Annotated in this window: 22 protein-coding genes and 1 pseudogene; 15 read left to right on the top strand and 8 right to left on the bottom strand. The window is 37.4% G+C overall.

The features are described 5' to 3' along the window. Window positions 1–27: 27 nt before the first annotated feature. Together rpsT and coaA are read right to left on the bottom strand one after the other, a co-directional pair. On the bottom strand, window positions 28–279 hold the full coding sequence (rpsT, locus tag HMPREF2574_RS01375) for a 30S ribosomal protein S20 (RefSeq protein ID WP_020999623.1): 252 nt from the start codon (window positions 277–279) through the stop codon (window positions 28–30). Window positions 280–332: 53 nt separating this feature from the next. Further along, on the bottom strand, window positions 333–1,253 hold the full coding sequence (coaA, locus tag HMPREF2574_RS01370) for a type I pantothenate kinase (protein WP_070812089.1): 921 nt from the start codon (window positions 1,251–1,253) through the stop codon (window positions 333–335). 92 nt (window positions 1,254–1,345) lie between these two features. Here coaA and HMPREF2574_RS01365 point away from each other — a divergent pair, with 92 nt between their 5' ends. The 8 genes from HMPREF2574_RS01365 (at window position 1,346) to HMPREF2574_RS01330 (ending at window position 9,085) form a co-directional block, all read left to right on the top strand. Continuing rightward, the gene (locus HMPREF2574_RS01365) at window positions 1,346–1,939 is read left to right on the top strand and encodes a class I SAM-dependent methyltransferase (RefSeq protein WP_024052206.1); all 594 of its coding nucleotides are present in this window, start codon (window positions 1,346–1,348) and stop codon (window positions 1,937–1,939) included. Next, window positions 1,936–3,213, top strand: coding sequence for a pyrimidine-nucleoside phosphorylase (locus tag HMPREF2574_RS01360; protein ID WP_070812088.1), 1,278 nt, complete (start codon window positions 1,936–1,938; stop codon window positions 3,211–3,213). The genes HMPREF2574_RS01365 and HMPREF2574_RS01360 overlap by 4 nt, the downstream gene beginning before the upstream one ends. A gap of 18 nt (window positions 3,214–3,231) precedes the next feature. Continuing rightward, a complete protein-coding gene (deoC, locus tag HMPREF2574_RS01355; RefSeq protein ID WP_070583908.1) occupies window positions 3,232–3,894 on the top strand; it encodes a deoxyribose-phosphate aldolase in 663 nt (220 codons plus the stop codon). Further along, on the top strand, window positions 3,881–4,270 hold the full coding sequence (locus HMPREF2574_RS01350) for a cytidine deaminase (protein ID WP_024052203.1): 390 nt from the start codon (window positions 3,881–3,883) through the stop codon (window positions 4,268–4,270). Before deoC ends, HMPREF2574_RS01350 begins: the two co-directional genes overlap by 14 nt. A gap of 72 nt (window positions 4,271–4,342) precedes the next feature. After that, window positions 4,343–5,398, top strand: coding sequence for a BMP family lipoprotein (locus HMPREF2574_RS01345; protein ID WP_070812087.1), 1,056 nt, complete (start codon window positions 4,343–4,345; stop codon window positions 5,396–5,398). Between the two features lie 136 nt (window positions 5,399–5,534). Next, on the top strand, window positions 5,535–7,070 hold the full coding sequence (locus HMPREF2574_RS01340) for an ABC transporter ATP-binding protein (RefSeq protein WP_003024370.1): 1,536 nt from the start codon (window positions 5,535–5,537) through the stop codon (window positions 7,068–7,070). Beyond that, on the top strand, window positions 7,063–8,127 hold the full coding sequence (locus tag HMPREF2574_RS01335) for an ABC transporter permease (RefSeq protein WP_070241643.1): 1,065 nt from the start codon (window positions 7,063–7,065) through the stop codon (window positions 8,125–8,127). The genes HMPREF2574_RS01340 and HMPREF2574_RS01335 overlap by 8 nt, the downstream gene beginning before the upstream one ends. A 1-nt stretch (window position 8,128) precedes the next feature. Continuing rightward, window positions 8,129–9,085, top strand: a complete 957-nt coding sequence (locus HMPREF2574_RS01330; RefSeq protein WP_003024372.1) for an ABC transporter permease — start codon at window positions 8,129–8,131, stop codon at window positions 9,083–9,085. A gap of 110 nt (window positions 9,086–9,195) precedes the next feature. On the opposite strand, the gene HMPREF2574_RS01325 is transcribed toward HMPREF2574_RS01330, so the two are convergent. Next, the gene (locus HMPREF2574_RS01325) at window positions 9,196–9,843 is read right to left on the bottom strand and encodes a PAQR family membrane homeostasis protein TrhA (RefSeq protein ID WP_024051674.1); all 648 of its coding nucleotides are present in this window, start codon (window positions 9,841–9,843) and stop codon (window positions 9,196–9,198) included. Next, entirely contained in the window at window positions 9,827–10,285 is a 459-nt protein-coding gene (locus tag HMPREF2574_RS01320) for a DUF1836 domain-containing protein (protein WP_024051673.1), read from the bottom strand. The genes HMPREF2574_RS01325 and HMPREF2574_RS01320 overlap by 17 nt, the downstream gene beginning before the upstream one ends. Before the next feature lie 113 nt (window positions 10,286–10,398). Here HMPREF2574_RS01320 and yaaA point away from each other — a divergent pair, with 113 nt between their 5' ends. Next, a complete protein-coding gene (yaaA, locus tag HMPREF2574_RS01315; RefSeq protein WP_024051672.1) occupies window positions 10,399–11,130 on the top strand; it encodes a peroxide stress protein YaaA in 732 nt (243 codons plus the stop codon). 42 nt (window positions 11,131–11,172) lie between these two features. Here the strand turns inward: yaaA and HMPREF2574_RS01310 are convergent, their stop codons facing one another. Then, the gene (locus HMPREF2574_RS01310; protein WP_070812086.1) at window positions 11,173–11,724 is read right to left on the bottom strand and encodes an NADPH-dependent FMN reductase; all 552 of its coding nucleotides are present in this window, start codon (window positions 11,722–11,724) and stop codon (window positions 11,173–11,175) included. Between the two features lie 66 nt (window positions 11,725–11,790). Beyond that, window positions 11,791–12,237, bottom strand: coding sequence for a MarR family winged helix-turn-helix transcriptional regulator (locus tag HMPREF2574_RS01305; RefSeq protein ID WP_070812085.1), 447 nt, complete (start codon window positions 12,235–12,237; stop codon window positions 11,791–11,793). Between the two features lie 84 nt (window positions 12,238–12,321). Here HMPREF2574_RS01305 and HMPREF2574_RS01300 point away from each other — a divergent pair, with 84 nt between their 5' ends. The 6 genes and pseudogenes from HMPREF2574_RS01300 (at window position 12,322) to HMPREF2574_RS01275 (ending at window position 17,837) form a co-directional block, all read left to right on the top strand. Next, the gene (locus tag HMPREF2574_RS01300) at window positions 12,322–12,810 is read left to right on the top strand and encodes a cell wall elongation regulator TseB-like domain-containing protein (RefSeq protein WP_024051669.1); all 489 of its coding nucleotides are present in this window, start codon (window positions 12,322–12,324) and stop codon (window positions 12,808–12,810) included. Then, a complete protein-coding gene (locus tag HMPREF2574_RS01295) occupies window positions 12,807–13,985 on the top strand; it encodes a pyridoxal phosphate-dependent aminotransferase (RefSeq protein ID WP_070583904.1) in 1,179 nt (392 codons plus the stop codon). Before HMPREF2574_RS01300 ends, HMPREF2574_RS01295 begins: the two co-directional genes overlap by 4 nt. Before the next feature lie 48 nt (window positions 13,986–14,033). Beyond that, window positions 14,034–14,180 (top strand): annotated as a pseudogene (locus HMPREF2574_RS10645) (glyoxalase); the annotation flags it as partial. Window positions 14,181–14,199: 19 nt separating this feature from the next. Next, window positions 14,200–15,546 (top strand): asparagine--tRNA ligase, encoded by a 1,347-nt coding sequence (gene asnS, locus HMPREF2574_RS01285; protein ID WP_024051666.1) that lies wholly within the window; start codon window positions 14,200–14,202, stop codon window positions 15,544–15,546. A 110-nt stretch (window positions 15,547–15,656) separates the two neighbouring features. After that, entirely contained in the window at window positions 15,657–16,850 is a 1,194-nt protein-coding gene (locus HMPREF2574_RS01280) for an MFS transporter (protein ID WP_024051665.1), read from the top strand. 237 nt (window positions 16,851–17,087) lie between these two features. Further along, complete coding sequence (locus HMPREF2574_RS01275; RefSeq protein ID WP_024051664.1) at window positions 17,088–17,837, top strand: PHP domain-containing protein; 750 nt, start codon at window positions 17,088–17,090, stop codon at window positions 17,835–17,837. Between the two features lie 85 nt (window positions 17,838–17,922). Here the strand turns inward: HMPREF2574_RS01275 and HMPREF2574_RS01270 are convergent, their stop codons facing one another. Together HMPREF2574_RS01270 and HMPREF2574_RS01265 are read right to left on the bottom strand one after the other, a co-directional pair. After that, the gene (locus HMPREF2574_RS01270; RefSeq protein ID WP_024051663.1) at window positions 17,923–18,246 is read right to left on the bottom strand and encodes a nuclear transport factor 2 family protein; all 324 of its coding nucleotides are present in this window, start codon (window positions 18,244–18,246) and stop codon (window positions 17,923–17,925) included. Window positions 18,247–18,257: 11 nt separating this feature from the next. Next, window positions 18,258–18,710: a DUF1694 domain-containing protein gene (locus HMPREF2574_RS01265; protein WP_042753938.1), complete on the bottom strand. Its 453-nt coding sequence runs from the start codon at window positions 18,708–18,710 to the stop codon at window positions 18,258–18,260. Window position 18,711: the final 1 nt, after the last annotated feature.

The raw sequence follows: 18,711 nt of genomic DNA, 5'->3' as shown, positions 1-18,711 counted from the left end.
CTTTGAGCTCTTTTTACGTTATGCAGATTATTTTGCAAGTTTGCTAGCAAGGCGTGCTTTATCGCGGCTCGCTTTGTTTTTGTGAATCAAACCTTTAGTTTCTGCTTTATCGATAGCTGAGCTTGCAGCACGGAAAAGTTCTTCAGAAGGATTTGCTTCAAATGCTTTAATTGCAGAACGCATAGCTGATTTTTGAGCTGAGTTTTTTTCGTTTTGTTTAACGTTTAATTCAGCGCGTTTGATAGCTGATTTAATATTTGCCAATGTTTTCACCTCCAATGATATACTAACTATCTAATTATATATGAAAACTTGAGATTTGACAAGCCTTTTTATTTTTTTAAGTAAATTTCATCAATTTCATGATTTTCTGTTTTATGAAGAATAATTTCAGCTCGGTTGCGTGTGGGTTCGATATAATCCTGTAAATTGACAAGATTAATAGATTTCCAGACATTTTGAGCAAATTCCATAACTTTGTTTTCTGGCTGAGAAGTGAAAGGATGATAATAGTTATTTGGATCTTCTTTTGCTAACGTGAGCAATTTTTTAAAGCGGTCCAGATACCAAGTTTCGATATTTTCAACTTCCGCATCCACGTAAATCGAAAAATCAAAGAAATCCGTCATATAAAGGCGTTCATTTTGTGGATTTTGGAAAACGTTGATACCTTCAACAATGACAAAATCTGCAGCTGTAACAGACTGTTTTTTATCAGGAACAATATCATAAATTTCATGTGAATAAACAGGGATTTGGTAGTTCTGTCCATTTTTGATATTGTCAAGAAAATCAAGCAGCAGCTCCATGTTATAACTTTCTGGAAAGCCTTTGCGCTTGAGGAGATTTTGCTCCTGCAAGTGAGTATTTGGATAAAGAAATCCGTCCGTCGTCACCAATTCAACAGTAGCATTTGAAAATGTTCTAGATAAAAGGATTTGCAAGAGCCGACTGGTAGTAGATTTTCCGACAGCGACACTTCCAGATACACCTATGATAAATGGTTGGCGCTTGCTCGCTTTTTGTAAAAAAATCCCTTTTGAAAATGCTAAATCTTCTTTTGAGCGCTTATAAATTTGGATGAGGCTGGTCAAGGGCAGATAAACATCTGTCACATCTTGAAGGCTAATCTTATCATTGAAACTTTTGATAGAATTCAATTCTTTTTGCGTCAAAGGCGGGGTTGTTTTACGATGCAGATTTTGCCAAGCTTTTCGACTAATCTTTTCAAAATGGATAAATTCGTTCGTCATATTCACTCCTATAGTTGAAAAATAGTATAACATAATTTCAAACAAATTGTAAACGGTTTACAAATAAAAGGTCTTTATGTTAAAATAGTTTTATGGCTAAAATGTATTTCGCAGAAAATCCAGATGCAGAACATGATATTCACAAATTGAAGGTTCAACTTCTGGGGCAAAATGTGACTTTCTTGACTGATGCAGGAGTATTTAGTAAGAAAATGATTGATTATGGCAGTCAAGCTCTTTTAAAGTGTCTTGATTTTCATAATCAAGAAAGCGTATTAGATGTCGGTTGTGGCTATGGAACATTAGGACTTACTTTGGTCAAAGCTAAAGAAGTCGAAGCAACGCTTGTTGATATAAATCAGCGCGCTCTTGATTTGGCGCGTCAAAATGCTGAGCGCAATCAAGTCCTAGCTACGATTTTTAAATCTAATCTTTATCAAAATGTAGAAGGGAGATTTCATCATATTATCAGTAATCCACCGATTCGAGCAGGGAAACAGGTCGTTCATGAGGTGATTACAGGAAGTTATACGCACTTACTAGACGGGGGCGACTTGACGATTGTGATTCAAAAAAAACAAGGGGCACCAAGCGCAAAAGCTAAGATGGAAGAGGTTTTTGGAAACTGCGAAATTCTAAAAAAAGATAAGGGATATTATATCCTTAGAAGTAGGAAGGAAATATGAGAGTAGTTGATGTTATTCAGAAAAAGCGAGACGGCTTAGAATTAACTAGTGATGAAATCAAGTGGTTAATTGAAGGCTATGTTGCCGGAACTGTGCCAGATTATCAAATGTCAGCTTTTGCAATGGCAGTGTATTTTAAAGGCATGACCACTCGTGAAATATCTGATTTGACCATGACCATGGTAGGGACAGGTCAGCAAATTGATTTGTCAGCTATTTCTGGAATCAAGGTTGATAAGCATTCAACCGGAGGCGTAGGAGACAAGGTAACGCTTGTACTGGTGCCTTTGGTAGCTAGTTTTGGAATTCCCGTTGCTAAAATGAGTGGTCGTGGACTCGGTCACACAGGGGGAACGCTTGATAAATTAGAATCCATTAAAGGATTTCAAATTGAGCGTAGCCAAGAAGAATTTATTAAGCAAGTACAGGATATTGGACTATCCGTCATTGGTCAGTCTGATCAGTTGGTGAAAGCGGATAAATTGCTGTATGCTTTGCGTGATGTGACCGCGACCGTTGATACTATTCCTTTAATTGCAAGTTCTGTTATGAGCAAGAAAATTGCAGCTGGTGCAGATAGTATTTTGCTAGATGTGACAGTTGGTGAAGGTGCATTTATGAAGAACTTGGATGATGCGCGTGCTCTAGCTCGTACTATGGTTGATTTAGGAAAGGCAGTTGGGCGTAAGACGACAGCAGTTATTACTGATATGAGCCAACCTCTGGGAACTAGCATTGGTAATCGTTTGGAAATCCTTGAAGCTTTGGATATCCTGCAAGGAAAAGGACGAGAAGATGTAACAGAATTTATTTGTGAATTAGGTCAAATTATGCTCAGCTTAGCAAATGTCGAAAAAACTGTAGACGAGGTTCGAGAACATCTATTTAATGGTGCAGCTCTTCAAAAATTTGAAGCTATGGTTGCAGCGCAAGGTGGCGATTTAGAAGATTTGTACAGCCCTTCATCAGCAAAATACGTTGTAGAAGTGACTGCAGATGAAGCGGGTTATATTTCTGAATTGCCAGCTATGGAATTTGGTTTATTTGCCATGCGGCTAGGTGCAGGCCGAGCGGTGAAAACGGATGCCTTAGACTTTGAAACAGGAATTGTTTTTGAAAAGAAAGTCGGAGAATCAATCAAAATTGGTGAAATTGTTGCAAAAATTTATGCAAATGCAAAAATTTCACAAGAACTAGTTACAGAATTCAAAAAAAATGTTAAAATAAGTAATGAGCCGAAAAAAGTTCAAGAGATTATTGAAGTAATCGCTTAACTTACAGGAGAACCGAAAATGAAGTTAAATAAATACATCGATCATACGCTTTTGAAACCAGATGCTCAACAAGAGCAAATTGAAAAATTGATTGAAGAAGCAAGAGAATATGATTTTGCAAGTGTCTGTGTCAACCCAACTTGGGTCAGCTTTGCAGCAGAAGGATTACGAGATACAGATGTTAAAGTTTGTACCGTTATTGGATTCCCACTGGGAGCAAATACGCCTGCTGTGAAAGCATTTGAAGCAAGAGATGCTATCAAGAATGGTGCAGACGAAGTGGATATGGTGCTCAACATTGGTGCTTTGAAATCACAAAATCTTGTTTTGGTAGAAGAAGATATTGCAGCAGTAGTAGAAGCTAGTGGTGACACGCTTGTAAAAGTAATTATTGAAGCTTGTTTGCTGACAGATGAAGAGAAAGTAATCGCTTGTCAATTAGCTAAGAAAGCTGGTGCAGACTTTGTGAAGACTTCAACTGGTTTTTCAACTGGAGGCGCTACTGTTCATGATGTGGCTTTGATGAGAAAAGCAGTTGGTCCGAATATGGGGGTCAAAGCTTCAGGAGGCGCTCGCTCATACGAAGATGCAGTCGCATTTATTGAAGCAGGCGCAACGCGTATTGGAGCTTCTTCTGGTGTAGCCATTATGAAAGGAGAAAAAGCTAGTGGCGACTACTGAGTTGATTAATCTAGCTATTGAGACAAGTAAAAAGGCCTACGTTCCTTATTCTCATTTTCCAATTGGTGCTGTACTAGTAGCAAAAAATGGTCAGATTTTTACAGGTGTGAACATTGAAAATGCTAGTTTTGGTCTGACGAACTGCGGTGAGCGGACAGCCATATTTAAGGCTATTTCAGAAGGTGTTACGGAGTTTGAGGAACTAATCGTTTATGGTGAAACTCAAAAGCCCGTTTCTCCGTGTGGAGCTTGTCGTCAAGTAATGGCAGAATTTTTTCCGCAGAATTTAAAGGTAACACTTGTTGCCAAAGATAAATCGACGGTCGTGATGACGGTCAAGGAATTACTTCCATATTCTTTTACTAACTTAGACTAGTTAGTAAAAAAGGTCATTTGACCATAGTTAATCTTGCAACGTTGTTGCACATCTTATTTAGGAGGTTCAGAGATGAACAAGAAACAATGGCTAGGCCTTGGTCTAGTAGCTGTCGCAGCAATTGGACTTGCTGCATGTGGTAATCGTGCATCTAAATCAGATAATAAAGATGCAAAGACGGATTTGAAAGCTGCAATTGTTACAGATACAGGTGGTGTAGATGATAAATCATTTAACCAATCTGCTTGGGAAGGTTTGCAAGCTTGGGGTAAAGAAAATGGATTGACAAAAGACCATGGCTTTACTTACTTCCAATCTACAAACGAATCTGAATTCGCTACAAACCTTGAGCAAGCTGCTTCTAGCAATTACAAATTAGTATTTGGTATTGGATTTGCTCTTCGTAATGCAGTAGAATCTGTTGCAAAGGATCACTCTGATATTAACTATGTTATTATTGATGATGAAATTAAAGGTCAAAAGAATGTAGCTTCTGTACTCTTTGCAGATAACGAAGCTGCTTACCTTGCTGGTGTGGCTGCAGCCAAAACAACTAAAACAAAAATGATTGGTTTTGTTGGTGGTATCAAAGGTGCTGTATTAACTCGTTTTGAAAAAGGTTTTGAAGCAGGTGTGAAATCTGTTGATCCTTCTATTAAGATTGATGTGAAATACGCTGAAAGCTTTGGAGATGCTTCTAAAGGGAAGACAATTGCAGCAGCTCAATATGCAGCTGGTGCAGACGTTGTTTATCAAGTAGCCGGTGGTACTGGTGCTGGTGTATTCAACGAAGCAAAATCTATCAACGAAACTAGAAATGAATCTGACAAAGTTTGGGTCATCGGTGTTGACCGCGACCAAAACGATGAAGGTAAATACAAATCTAAAGACGGCAAAGAATCTAACTTTGTTTTGGTATCTAGCTTGAAAAAAGTTGGTGGTACTGTAAAAGATATTGCTAACAAAACAGCAAAAGATAAATTTCCAGGAGGAAAAACTACAACTTATGGTCTGAAAGACGGTGGAGTAGATTTGACAACTAAGAACTTATCAGATGATGCTAAAAAAGCTGTTGAAGATGCAAAAGCAAAAATCCTTGACGGAAGTATTAAAGTTCCTACAGAATAAATAATAACCTGACACTCAAGAAGCGACCTTCGTGGGTCGCTTTTTTGAGATTGAGCCAGCTTTTGTCTCAGTAAAGCTGGCTAATCTTTTAGTGAGTTTTACTGAAATAAAATAATTTCTGAAAGGAATCAATCATATGGCACATGAGAATGTCATTGAAATGCATGAAATAACCAAGATTTTTGGTGAATTTGTCGCAAATGATAAAATCAATTTAAATCTAAGACGCGGTGAAATTCATGCACTTTTAGGAGAAAACGGAGCGGGCAAGTCCACTCTGATGAATATGTTAGCTGGCTTGCTTGAGCCAACAAGTGGTGAGATTACTGTGAATGGAAAATCAGTAACAATTGATTCTCCATCGAAATCAGCATCTTTAGGAATTGGAATGGTTCACCAGCATTTCATGCTGGTAGAGGCTTTTACGGTTGCTGAAAATATCATTTTGGGTAGTGAAACGACCAAAAATGGTGTTTTAGATATTCGAAAGGCAATCAAAGACATCAAGGAACTATCCGAAAAATATGGTTTAGCTGTGGATCCGACTGCAAAAGTTGAAGATATTTCAGTTGGTGCGCAACAACGTGTTGAAATCTTGAAAACATTGTATCGTGGCGCAGATATCTTGATTTTTGACGAACCAACAGCAGTATTAACTCCTTCAGAAATTGAAGAACTAGAACATATCATGAAAAATCTAGTCAAAGAAGGAAAATCCATTATTTTGATTACACATAAATTGGATGAAATCCGTGCTGTTTCTGATCGTGTAACTGTCATCCGTCGCGGTAAGAGTATTCAAACCGTTGAAATTGGTGGCGCAACGAATAAAGATCTTGCTGAAATGATGGTGGGACGTTCGGTATCCTTTACAACGGAAAAAGAAGCTTCAAATCCAAAAGAAGTTGTTCTATCTATTAAGGATTTGGTTGTGAATGAGAATCGTGGTGTGCCTGCTGTTAAAAATTTATCTTTGGATGTACGAGCTGGTGAAATTGTTGGGATTGCCGGGATTGATGGCAATGGACAAAGCGAGCTAGTTCAAGCAATCACAGGTCTTCGGAAGGTGAAATCAGGTAGCATTACCATTAAGGGGAAAGAAGTCGTTGGCTTATCTCCGCGGAAAATTACCGAAATGCAAGTTAGTCATGTGCCGGAAGACCGTCATCGTGATGGCTTGGTTTTAGATATGATGTTGTCTGAGAATATGGCTCTGCAAACTTATTACAAGGAGCCATTAAGCAAAAATGGAATTTTGAATTACAATAATATCACTTCTTATGCACGAAAGTTAATGGATGAATTTGATGTTCGGGCTGCAAGTGAAAGTGTTCCAGCATCTGCTCTTTCAGGAGGAAATCAACAAAAAGCCATTATTGCTCGTGAAATAGACCGCAATCCTGACCTTCTAATCGTTAGTCAGCCAACTCGTGGATTAGACGTTGGAGCGATTGAATACATTCATAAACGTTTGATTGAAGAACGTGACAAGGGTAAAGCAGTGCTTGTGGTCAGCTTTGAATTAGATGAAATCCTGAATGTTTCAGACCGTATTGCTGTTATTCATGATGGTAAGATTCAAGGTATTGTAACTCCAGCAGAAACTAATAAACAAGAGTTGGGTATCTTGATGGCTGGTGGTGAAATTAAGAAGGGAGATTCAAATGACTAAGAAAACGCAGCAAATTGCGGTGCCTTTGATTTCCGTTGTTCTTGGAATTTTACTTGGTGCCATTATCATGTGGATTTTTGGCTATGATGCTATCTGGGGTTATGAAGAGCTATTCAAAGCTGCTTTTGGTACTATCCGTAGTATTGGTGAAATTTTCCGTGCAATGGGTCCACTTATTTTAATTGCTCTTGGGTTTGCAGTAGCAAGTCGGGCTGGATTCTTTAATGTCGGTTTGCCAGGGCAAGCTTTAGCTGGTTGGATTTTGAGTGGCTGGTTTGCACTTTCGTTTCCTAATCTTCCTCGTCCAATTATGATTCTTGCTACAGTTGTCATTGCAGCAGTAGCTGGTGGGATTATCGGTGCTATTCCTGGTATTCTTCGTGCTTATTTGGGAACAAGTGAAGTTATCGTTACGATTATGATGAACTACATCGTTCTCTATGTTGGAAATGCAATGATTCATAGTTTCCCAAAAAGTGTTATGCAAAGTATTGACTCAAGTGTTAAGGTTGGATCTAATGCAACCTATCAAACAGAATGGCTGCGGGCATTGACCAATAATTCACGGATGAATATCGGAATCTTCTTTGCGGTCATTGCAGTTGTCCTTATCTGGTTTATGCTGAAAAAAACAACGCTTGGATTTGAAATCCGTTCTGTCGGGTTAAATCCAAATGCGAGTGAATATGCAGGGATGTCTGCTAAACGGACGATTATTCTTTCAATGATTATCTCAGGTGCCCTTGCCGGTGTCGGAGGTGTTGTTGAAGGACTTGGAACTTTCCAAAATGTCTATGTACAAGGAAGTTCCCTAGCTGTCGGCTTTAATGGTATGGCCGTTAGCTTGCTGGCAAATAATTCACCAATTGGTATTCTCTTTGCAGCATTCTTATTTGCCGTGCTTCAAGTCGGAGCTCCAGGTATGAACACCGCAACGATTCCAGCGGAACTGGTAAATATTGTAACAGCATCAATTATTTTCTTTGTAAGTATTCATTACATCATTGAACACTTTATCAAACCAAGAAAACAAGCGAAAGTAAAGGGAGGAAAATAAGATGAATTTTGTAACAATGTTAAGTCTGTTAGTTTCCTCTATGCTGATTTATGCAGCACCTTTAATCTTTACTAGTATCGGTGGTGCCTTCTCAGAGCATGCTGGGATTGTCAATGTCGGACTTGAAGGTATTATGGTTATGGGGGCTTTCTCAGGCGTTGTCTTTAACCTTACTTTTGTGAATACCTTTGGAAGTTTAACGCCTTGGTTAGCACTTTTAGTTGGTGGTATTGTGGGACTAATTTTCTCACTCATTCACGCTGTAGCGACTATCAATTTCCGTGCGGATCACGTTGTTAGTGGTACAGTACTTAATTTGATGGCGCCTGCGTTAGCGATTTTCTTGGTAAAAGCTTTCTATAATAAAGGGCAAACAGATAATATTCAAGTATCATTTGGTAAATTTAATTTTCCACTATTATCAGATATTCCTGTCATTGGAGATATCTTCTTTAAACACACCAGTCTAATGGGGTATATTGCAGTTGCGTTTGCTTTCCTAGCATGGTTCATTATGTTTAAGACGAAATTTGGGCTTCGTTTGCGCTCCGTAGGTGAACACCCACAAGCGGCAGACACCCTCGGTATCAATGTTTATCTCATGCGTTATTACGGTGTGATGATTTCAGGTTTTCTTGGCGGTGTTGGTGGAGCGATTTATGCACAATCTATTTCCGTAAATTTCGCTGCTACAACCATTATCGGACCAGGATTCATCTCACTGGCTGCTATGATTTTTGGTAAATGGAATCCAATTGGCGCTATGCTTTCAAGTCTATTCTTTGGGCTATCTCAAAGTTTAGCCGTTATCGGAAGTCAATTACCATTCCTATCACATGTACCAGCTGTGTACCTACAAATTGCACCTTATGTATTGACTATTGTTGTGTTGGCAGCATTCTTCGGAAAAGCTGTTGCACCAAAAGCAGACGGTGTCAATTATATTAAATCAAAATAAACTATTGCAAAAAGCCAAGTTACTTTTCAAAGTAGCCTGGCTTTTTTGATAAAAAAAACAATCATTCTGCTAAGAAGAGCGACTTAGAGAATGATTGTTTTTAAAATGTTTTACATACAATAGACAATAGCAAGATATTGAAGTGCAGAAGCAGCTAGGATAAAGAGGTGCCAAATCATGTGGAAATATGGTTTTTTCTTAGCATAAAATCCTGCACCAACAGTATAACAGAGTCCTCCAGCTAACATCAATCCCCAGAAAATAGGTCCCGTTTGACCAATGATTTGCGGAATAATCAGAATCACTAACCAGCCCATAATAAGATAAAGTGCTAAGCTAAATTTTTCATTAACTTTTTTAGCAAATATTTTATACAAAATACCAAAAATGGTCGTTCCCCATTGAATTGTGATAATAAGATAACCCAACCAATTGTTCATAAGGGATAGTACGACTGGCGTATAACTTCCCGCAATAGCAATGTAAATCATTGAATGATCGATGATCCGTAGAATATACTTATGCGTAGAACCATAGCTCATTGAATGGTAAATCGTTGAAGAAAGAAACATCAGAAATAAACTGATGACAAAAATTGAAACTCCGACAGCAGCAAGCATACCATGTTCTTCATAGCTATAAATGGCTGAGATAGGAAGCAGTACTAACATAACCACAGCCCCGACAGCGTGAGTGACAGCATTGGCAATTTCTTCCCCGAAGCTGAGTTGTTTGCTGAGTTTAAGCGTTTGATTCATTTGTTTTACCTCCTTCTAAGGCTAGAGCTAATTTCTTTGTTTGATGAAATAATTTCACCGTTTGGCAAGCTGCTTCAATAGCAGGTGCGACTGTGTCAGCTTTTTCTTCTCGCATGCAATTAACGAATTCATTATAAAGAGTAGCCGAATCTTTTTCGTCTACCAGAAGTTGAATCGTCTTGATAATATCTGGTATTGGAAAGACAGGTTTTAACGTCGTCAGTACAATCAGACGAGCAATCTGTACGCGATTGTATTTTTTCTTAATTGGCTTTGGAATGTGGGTGTGTTTCACATAATTATTGACCATAGCAGCCGTTAAAGGCTTATCTGTGCTATGAAATGCTTGTTCGTTGACACCATTCACATAGAGGAGAACCTGGTCAAGATAAAGATCTAACTCTGGTAGTTCTTCCCAAGTTGGGAATTTTGTGATTTTCAAAATATCCACCTCTTCCTTATCTAGTCTCGATAACTAGATTATATGATAATGATTGTCTGTTGTCAAGAGAAAAATCATTTGTTCTGCAAAATAACTTTTGATACAATAAGATTATGAAAATTTTAATTCCAACTGCAAAAGAAATGAATCTTAGCCTTAAGCCTCATGGCAAGTGTTTTCTTTCAGAGCAAACAAAAACAATTGTAGCTAGTCTATCACAGTATTCTATTGAAGAATTAGCAGATTTCTATCATATTAGTCTGGAACGTGCAGAAGAAGAGTATATTCATCTTCAACAATTAAAAAATGGGCAAGCCTTGACTTACCCAGCTTTGCATTTATTTGATGGTCTTATGTATCGAAACATCAAAAGAAGTCACTTAACGGAGCAAGAGTTGAGGTATGTAGACAAGCATTTGTTCATCACTTCTAGTCTATATGGTGTTATACCAGTTATGGCGTTGATTTCACCTCATCGCTTGGATTTTTTAGTAAAATGTACTATTTTTGGCAAAAGCTTGAAAAATTATTGGTGCAATGATTATGACGTAGCTATTTCAGATGAGGAAATGATTTTATCTCTGCTATCAAGTGAGTTTGAGACAGTGTTTTCCAAATCTGTGCGTGATAAGATGCTTCGGTTTAAATTTTTAGAAGATAGAGAAGGAAGTTTGAAAGTTCACTCAACTATTTCTAAAAAGGCTCGTGGTCAATTTTTAACTGCCTTAATTGAAAATCAGATAACAAGCAAAGAAGAAATCAAGCAATTGCAATTTGCAGGTTTTGCTTTCCGAGAGGATTTGTCTACGATAAATACCTATGTCTTTGTTAAGGAGAATAAATAAAAACGGAATGATGTAAAAATATCATTCCGTTTTGGGTTGTTTTTAGTCAATAGCTGCTAATAATGCTTCAGCTTGAGCTGCGAGTTCAGCTTGTTTTTCTTCGGAAACTGTCAGTTGACCTGTTCCCCAGGCTTCCGGGTTAACGGCAACACCAGTAAATGGTTCAACAACTTTCATACGAATAAATGGAAGAAGGCTGCGATAATGTTTGAAAACTTCATCTGGAGAAGTTCCATTGGCTACAGAGGAAACTGTTACAAGTTTTTCATTAAGAGCAGAAGGTCCTGATGGGTTTGAAAGGTCAAGCGCACGTGATAGCCAATCTAAGAGATTTTTAACAACTCCTGGAATTGCCCAGTTATAGGTTGGTGAGAAGAGCCAGATAGCATCAGCAGCGAGAATTTCTTCACGAGCTTTGGCAACAGCCGCAGGAGCTGGGCTTTCAATATCTTGATTGAAAAATGGAACATTTTTGAAATCAAGATAAGAAACTTCAGCTTTGCCAGCAAGAATGTTTTCAGCTTGAGAAGCTAACTGATGGTTGAATGAGCCTTGGCGAAGAGACCCGACGATAAATAGCGCTTTTTTAGACATATAAGTCACTCTCCTTTTCTTTTGTACCTGTTTATGTTACAACAAATACCACTAGTTAGTAAGAAATTAGCTCAACTTTTTAAATTTCTTTAAAATCCGAATCAAATCTTCTTTATCTTGCTCTGTTAAAATGTTAAATACTTGTTGAATATTTTGAATATGATCTGGAAGTACCGCTTCAATTTTACTACGTCCTTCTGGAGTCAGTCCGACTAAAAAAGAACGTCGATCAGATGGGCCACAGGTACGAAAAATCCAACCGTCCCGTATCATATTTTTAATGACAACGGTCATATTTCCAGATGTAGCAAGCATTTTATCAATTAAATCTTGAATGCGTAAGTTCCCTTTGCTATAAAGGGTTTCTAAGACTGAAAATTGAGTGGGAGTCAGATTGTGTTGTTTTGCCGCCTGATTTTCAAAAGTTCGAATCGTGCGAATAGCTTTATTTAAAATAATCATGGTTTTTAAATCTAAATGATTTTCTTGAAAAAGTTTTGTAAGTTTGTCCATAACTGTATTTTATCAATAAGTAGTAATAAAATCAAATTTTAGAAAAAGATAGAAAAAAATCATTATTTATAGTATAATGGACGAGTGAAAAATAGAAGAAAAAATGATAGAAATTTCATTATTTGGCAATATATTATTGGAAGTGTGATAGTTTTGGTTGTTCTCACTTTTTCTTTTCTTTACATTTTAAATCTATCTATAGATCCTTACCAATCAGCTAAGGTAACGGCTAGTAAAATTGCTCGTCAATATGCGGATTTGGATAAAGTGGATCGCTTTGCTATTTATAACGGTGAAAAAAGTTATTATAGTCTTTTGGGGAAAAATCGTAAAAAGACGCAGCTTGCTGTTTTAATAGAAGCAGATAGTGATAAAATCTATACTTATGAGTTGTCCAAAGGGATTAGTCAAGAAAAAGCAAAACAAATCGCTAAAGAGATTGGTGCCAAACAAATTGATAAAGTGACATTTGGCTATGTAAAAGAGCAACCAATCTGGGAAGTCAAGTCTGGAACAATTTATTATAATGTTGGATTTGAAACAGGAACATTGCTCAGCAAGGAGGGGCTATGATATTATCAAATCGTGTTTTAGATATGGAAGAAAGTGTAACCTTAGCAGCAGCAGCGCGCGCAAAAGCTTTAAAAGCACAAGGGCGTGACATCCTTTCGCTGACTTTGGGAGAGCCAGATTTTCCAACTCCGAAGAATATTCAAAATGCTGCTATCTCTGCAATAAAAGACGGTAGAGCTAGCTTTTATACGGTTACCAGTGGTCTGCCTGAATTAAAGGAAGCAATTGTAGCATATTTTGCAAAATACTATGGTTATACGATTAAACCAAATCAAGTGACCGTTGCGACGGGTGCAAAGTTTTCCCTTTATACCTTTTTTATGAGTGTCATCAATCCAGGTGATGAAGCGATTATTCCGGCACCGTGTTGGGTTAGTTATGGCGACCAGATTAAGATGGCAGAAGGGATACCAGTTTTTGTTCAAGCGACGGAAGCAAATCATTTCAAAGTGACCGTTGAGCAATTAGAGGCTGCTCGGACAGAGAAAACGAAAGTTTTGGTGTTCAATTCTCCTTCCAATCCAACGGGAATGATTTATACTGCTGAGGAGTTATTAGCGATAGGTAATTGGGCTGTAGAGCATGATATTCTCATTTTGGCAGATGATATTTATGGCCGCTTGGTTTACAATGGAAATGAATTTACACCGATTTCGAGTCTTTCTGAAGCTATTCGCAAGCAAACAATTGTTATTAATGGTGTATCTAAGTCGTATTCGATGACTGGTTGGAGACTTGGTTATGCTGTTGGAGAGTCTGAAATCATTGCAGCGATGAGTAAAGTGGCTGGACAAACGACTTCTAATCCAACTGCTGCTTCCCAATATGCGGCGATTGAAGCTCTAAAGGGTCCTCAAGATACTGTTGAAATCATGCGTCAGGCTTTTGAAGAACGTCTCAATACCATTTATCCTTTGCTTGCAGAAGTTACTGGCTTTGAAGTGGTGAAACCACAAGGAGCGTTTTACCTCTTTCCAAATGTTAAAAAAGCAATGGAGCTGAAAGGCTATTCAGATGTGACAGAGTTTACAACAGCAATCCTAGAAGAAGTAGGTGTCGCTCTTGTAACGGGTGCTGGCTTCGGTGCGCCAGAGAATGTTCGCCTGAGCTATGCGACGGATATGGATACCTTGATAGAGGCCGTTCATCGTATCAAGGCGTTTATGGAGGATTAAAAAATGATCGATCATTTTACCCTTAAGGTAAAGAATTTAGAAGTTTCTAAAGCTTTCTATCAAGCAGCTTTGGCTGCTGGAGGAAAGGATAATGGTGCACCTAGCTAACGTAAAAATTACCATGTGGGATACTATGCGGCCTTTGTGATAGATCCAGACAGGAACAACATTGAGGCTGTTTATCATAAAAAATAAAATAGAAAAGAGAAAAAACATGTCAACAAAATATACTTCAATTATGGATGTTAAAAATCATGTCGGAGAAGAAGTGACGATTGGTGCTTGGGTTGCCAATAAATCAGGAAAAGGAAAGATTGCTTTTCTGCAATTACGCGATGGGACAGCTTTTTTTCAAGCTGTGGCTTTCAAGCCAAATTTCCTTGAAAAATTTGGTGAAGAAGAGGGTTTGAATAAATTTAATATCATCAAACACTTGAACCAAGAAACAGCTGTTTTGGTAAAAGGAATCGTCAAAGAAGATGAGCGCTCAAAATTTGGATATGAATTAGACGTGACGGATATTGAAATCGTTGGAGAGTCTAATGATTATCCTATCACACCAAAAGAGCACGGAACAGACTTTTTGATGGATCATCGTCACTTATGGTTGCGTTCACGCAAGCAAATGGCAATTATGCAGATTCGCAACGCAATTATCTATGCTTCCTATGAATTTTTTGATCGCAACGGCTTTATCAAATTTGATAGTCCGATTTTATCGGGAAATGCAGCAGAAGATTCCACAGAGCTTTTTGAAACAGATTATTTTGGAACTCCTGCCTTTCTAAGTCAATCTGGGCAACTTTACTTAGAAGCAGGTGCTATGGCACTTGGTCGTGTATTTGACTTTGGTCCTGTTTTCCGTGCCGAAAAATCCAAAACACGCCGCCATTTGACAGAATTCTGGATGATGGATGCAGAATATCCATTTGTTACTCATGATGAGTCGCTTGATCTTCAGGAGGCTTATGTGAAGGCTTTGATTCAAGGAGTTTTGGATCGTGCACCACATGCGCTTGAAGTGTTGGAACGTGATACTGATCTTCTTAAAAAATACGTGACAGAACCCTTCAAACGTATTTCTTACGATGAAGTAATTGACCTCTTACAAGAACACGAAAATGATGAAGAAGCTGAGTATGAGCATATCGAACGAGGTGATGATTTCGGGTCACCACACGAAACTTGGATTTCAAACTATTTTGGTGTGCCAACTTTCGTTGTGAACTACCCTGCTAGCTTTAAGGCTTTCTATATGAAACCTGTTCCTGGTAACGAAGAACGTGTGCTTTGTGCAGACCTTTTAGCACCAGAGGGCTATGGAGAAATCATAGGTGGATCAGCTCGTGAAGAAAGCTACGAAAAATTATTAGCGAAGATTGAAGAAAATGGTCTGAACTCTGATGACTACGCTTTCTATCTTGATCTTCGTAAATACGGTTCTGTTCCTCATGCTGGATTTGGACTTGGTTTAGAACGTATGGTGACGTTTGTTGCAGGAACGAAACACATCCGTGAAGCCATTCCATTCCCACGTATGCTCCACAGAATTGAGCCTTAGGAAATGTAAAAACGCCGATTGGCGTTTTTTTTAAATTAAAAGAATATGAAAAATGAATAAGTTAGAAAACTGAACGGAAAGTTCGGTTTCTTCTTAGTAAAGGAAAAAGTATGTCTAGGAGAAGTTACAAAAGAAATATTCCTCTTATGGCAGGAGTGGAATTCTTAGGATTTTTAGGTATTACGAGTTTTTGGATTTTATTCCTCAGTCAAAATGGTATGTCTTTACTGCAAATTGGGCTGTTAGAGAGTATTTTTCATGCAACAGGCATTGTTTTTGAAATTCCGTCAGGCATGTTGGCAGATCGATTTTCTTATAAGACCAATCTGTACGTAAGCCGCTTGACTAGCATTTTATCATCTATTTTAATGTTGACAGGGCAAGGGAATTTTTGGATATATACAATGGCAATGATAATCAATGCTTTGTCTTATAACTTTGATTCAGGAACGAGCTCTGCACTGCTATATGACTCTGCTGTTGAAGCTGGTTTAAAAGACCGTTATTTGAAAATATCAAGTTTGATGTCAGGTGTTTCTGAGGCAGCAATCTCTTTAGGAACGGTACTAGCGGGGTTATTTGTACATGGATATTTGTATATTACTTATTATATCATGATTGCGGTTTCTATTATTGTTTTAATTCTGATTTGGTTGATAAAAGAACCGACAATGAAAAAGAAAAATGACGAAGTGGTCACGATGAAGAAAATAATCCTGACGGTAAAAGAAGAAATGAAAAGTAATCCCAGTCTTTTTACATGGATGATGATTTTTCAATTTGTTGGAACAATAATGTGCATGTTTTACTTTTACTATCAAAAGCAATTGCCAGACTTGGCAGAATGGCAGATTTCGACAGTTATGTTGATTGGCAGCGTCTTAAATATTTTGGCAGTTTCTCTTGCCAGTAAGATTGGGAAAACATGGCATTCTTTTCGGATTTTTCCAGTAGTTGTCAGCTTAACAGGAGCAGCTTATGTACTGTCATTTTTGGGAACACCATTCATGTATATTATGATTTATTTGGCAACAAATGCTCTGTATGCCATGTATCAACCAATATTTTACAATGATTTGCAACAGTATTTACCAAGTTCAGCCAGAGCGACCATGTTAAGTGTTGCTTCAATGATGTTCAGTTTAAGCATGATTATCATTTTTCCGATTGTTGGTTGGCTGATTGACAGTTTTGGTTTTGATCAGACTTTTATTGGATTAGGGCTAGTTCTTATCTTGCTAACGCCACTTTTAGTGATTGTTTTTCAAATGATTCGTAAACAATTGAAATCAATCAAAAATTAGCTCATTATTTATTATCTGCAGTAGTGATTTGTATCTAATTTTTAATTAATGCAACCAGTTGTTGCTGCTTATGATAAAAACAGTAAATATAAGGAAAATTATATACTTATTTTTTACACAACTACAAAATATAATTATCAAATTTAGGAAACTCTTGTTTAAAAATACTATATATTGTAGTTAGTATAAACTGCTATATAATTCCTTAGTGTTATAGATATGATAGGAGGAAAACTTATGCGCGATAATCATCTTCATACTTACTTTTCTTATGATTCAGATGCTGATTTCAGAGATTATTTGGAACATTACGATGGTGAAATCGTGACGACTGAACATCTGGATTTATCTAATCCCTATCCGTATGATGCAGGCTCTCCTCACGATGATATTCCTGATTATGAGTCTTATTCTAGAAAAATAGCTACTCTCAATCGGAAATATGGAAATCGAATCAAAAAAGGAATTGAGATTGGCTATTACAGACCACGAAAGAAAGATATTTTAGCTTTCTTAGAAAATAAAAATTATGATTTAAAACTGTTGTCTGTTCACCATAATGGGAAGTTCGATTACTTAGAAGAACCTGCTTTACAATCTGATAAAATGAAGGTGATTCCAACTTATTTTAAAGAAATGGAAGAAGCTATTGAAAGTATTCCAGCTGATGTTTTGGCTCATTTTGACTATGGTTTTCGTAAATTTAATGTGACGGTTGAAGAACTGAAAAACTTTGAACCCCAACTTCGTACCCTCTTTCAGAAAATGATAGAATACAACTTGGCTTTTGAACTAAATTGCAAGTCTATGTATCTCTATAATCACGAAGATATTTATATCTATGCTCTATCTTTGGTGAAAGAATTAGGCGGGACAAAGTATTCTGTTGGCTCTGATGCCCATACGTTAGAACATTTTCGCTTGAATTTCGACCGAATCCAGCAAATCCTAACGGAATTTGACATAGACGAAGGAATGTTGCTATAAAAAAGGGGTTAGAACAAAAAGTTCTTAACCTCCCATTATATTTGTTTTAGATTACAAGGTGTAGTAGTTGTCGGACATGGAAACATCATAATAAATATTCATATTCTCTGATAATTAAACCATTTTCAAACTCAAAAATATCACAGGATAGTTGACCAAAATCGTTTTTGAAAATAGTAACAATCCGATTTTCATTAGTTGAAAAAGTATGCAAGCAGGAAAATTGAACGTTGCTCTGATGATAGGCTTGCTGAATCTTCAGAAGATAGTCATCTATTCCATGAATGACTGAAACTTCTTGCCCGTGCAATTCCCAAGTAATATCAGAATGTAAAAAACTTTGGTACATTTCCCAATCTTTTTGATTTTCTGCTTGAAAGAATAAGGTTAGTTTTTCTGAATTTGGCATCAATCGCCCCTTTAATGAAACAACTTTTTCCAAAAAGAAGTTTTCTTTTCTGTTTTTTGAGTTGAATCTGTTTGGAAAAACTCAGAAAATTGTTTAGCAATTTCTTTTTCAGCTATTTCTACTGGATGATCACTATGAATGACCAAGCCAAACGGAGAATTCTTGCAGTTACTAGACACGATTGTTGCTTTGCAGCCAAGGTCTTTTGCTATTTTTAAGTAAAAAATTTGATACTGATTGGTAACCTCGGGAGATATTTTCACAGTTACAGGCTGATAGTCCAAGATAATCTTTTGTAACATTTCTTTAAAGTGGTCGTGGATAGGAGCACTATTAGCCTCATCAATGCTACATTCTGCTACGACCCGTTCTTCAAATGTTCCTAAAAATTTTCTTTGCTCATCAGGATTTAATTTTAATCCCCCTTGAGCTTTTTCGATTATTGCTTTGTTTATATCTGTCATA

Source organism: Streptococcus sp. HMSC034E12 (genome assembly GCF_001835915.1).
GTDB classification, from domain to species: domain Bacteria; phylum Bacillota; class Bacilli; order Lactobacillales; family Streptococcaceae; genus Streptococcus; species Streptococcus vaginalis.
Note: the sequence above shows the minus strand (reverse complement) of the source record. Positions and strands in the feature narration are given on the sequence as shown.

What these genes read in the sequence shown, in the direction of transcription:
- coaA (WP_070812089.1), bottom strand. Translation starts at nt 1,253, where the DNA reads ATGACGAACGAATTTATCCATTTTGAAAAGATTAGTCGAAAAGCTTGG.
- HMPREF2574_RS01365 (WP_024052206.1), top strand. Translation starts at nt 1,346, where the DNA reads ATGGCTAAAATGTATTTCGCAGAAAATCCAGATGCAGAACATGATATT.
- HMPREF2574_RS01360 (WP_070812088.1), top strand. Translation starts at nt 1,936, where the DNA reads ATGAGAGTAGTTGATGTTATTCAGAAAAAGCGAGACGGCTTAGAATTA.
- deoC (WP_070583908.1), top strand. Translation starts at nt 3,232, where the DNA reads ATGAAGTTAAATAAATACATCGATCATACGCTTTTGAAACCAGATGCT.
- HMPREF2574_RS01345 (WP_070812087.1), top strand. Translation starts at nt 4,343, where the DNA reads ATGAACAAGAAACAATGGCTAGGCCTTGGTCTAGTAGCTGTCGCAGCA.
- HMPREF2574_RS01340 (WP_003024370.1), top strand. Translation starts at nt 5,535, where the DNA reads ATGGCACATGAGAATGTCATTGAAATGCATGAAATAACCAAGATTTTT.
- HMPREF2574_RS01335 (WP_070241643.1), top strand. Translation starts at nt 7,063, where the DNA reads ATGACTAAGAAAACGCAGCAAATTGCGGTGCCTTTGATTTCCGTTGTT.
- HMPREF2574_RS01330 (WP_003024372.1), top strand. Translation starts at nt 8,129, where the DNA reads ATGAATTTTGTAACAATGTTAAGTCTGTTAGTTTCCTCTATGCTGATT.
- HMPREF2574_RS01325 (WP_024051674.1), bottom strand. Translation starts at nt 9,843, where the DNA reads ATGAATCAAACGCTTAAACTCAGCAAACAACTCAGCTTCGGGGAAGAA.
- yaaA (WP_024051672.1), top strand. Translation starts at nt 10,399, where the DNA reads ATGAAAATTTTAATTCCAACTGCAAAAGAAATGAATCTTAGCCTTAAG.
- HMPREF2574_RS01310 (WP_070812086.1), bottom strand. Translation starts at nt 11,724, where the DNA reads ATGTCTAAAAAAGCGCTATTTATCGTCGGGTCTCTTCGCCAAGGCTCA.
- HMPREF2574_RS01305 (WP_070812085.1), bottom strand. Translation starts at nt 12,237, where the DNA reads ATGGACAAACTTACAAAACTTTTTCAAGAAAATCATTTAGATTTAAAA.
- HMPREF2574_RS01295 (WP_070583904.1), top strand. Translation starts at nt 12,807, where the DNA reads ATGATATTATCAAATCGTGTTTTAGATATGGAAGAAAGTGTAACCTTA.
- asnS (WP_024051666.1), top strand. Translation starts at nt 14,200, where the DNA reads ATGTCAACAAAATATACTTCAATTATGGATGTTAAAAATCATGTCGGA.
- HMPREF2574_RS01280 (WP_024051665.1), top strand. Translation starts at nt 15,657, where the DNA reads ATGTCTAGGAGAAGTTACAAAAGAAATATTCCTCTTATGGCAGGAGTG.
- HMPREF2574_RS01275 (WP_024051664.1), top strand. Translation starts at nt 17,088, where the DNA reads ATGCGCGATAATCATCTTCATACTTACTTTTCTTATGATTCAGATGCT.
- HMPREF2574_RS01270 (WP_024051663.1), bottom strand. Translation starts at nt 18,246, where the DNA reads ATGCCAAATTCAGAAAAACTAACCTTATTCTTTCAAGCAGAAAATCAA.
- HMPREF2574_RS01265 (WP_042753938.1), bottom strand. Translation starts at nt 18,710, where the DNA reads ATGACAGATATAAACAAAGCAATAATCGAAAAAGCTCAAGGGGGATTA.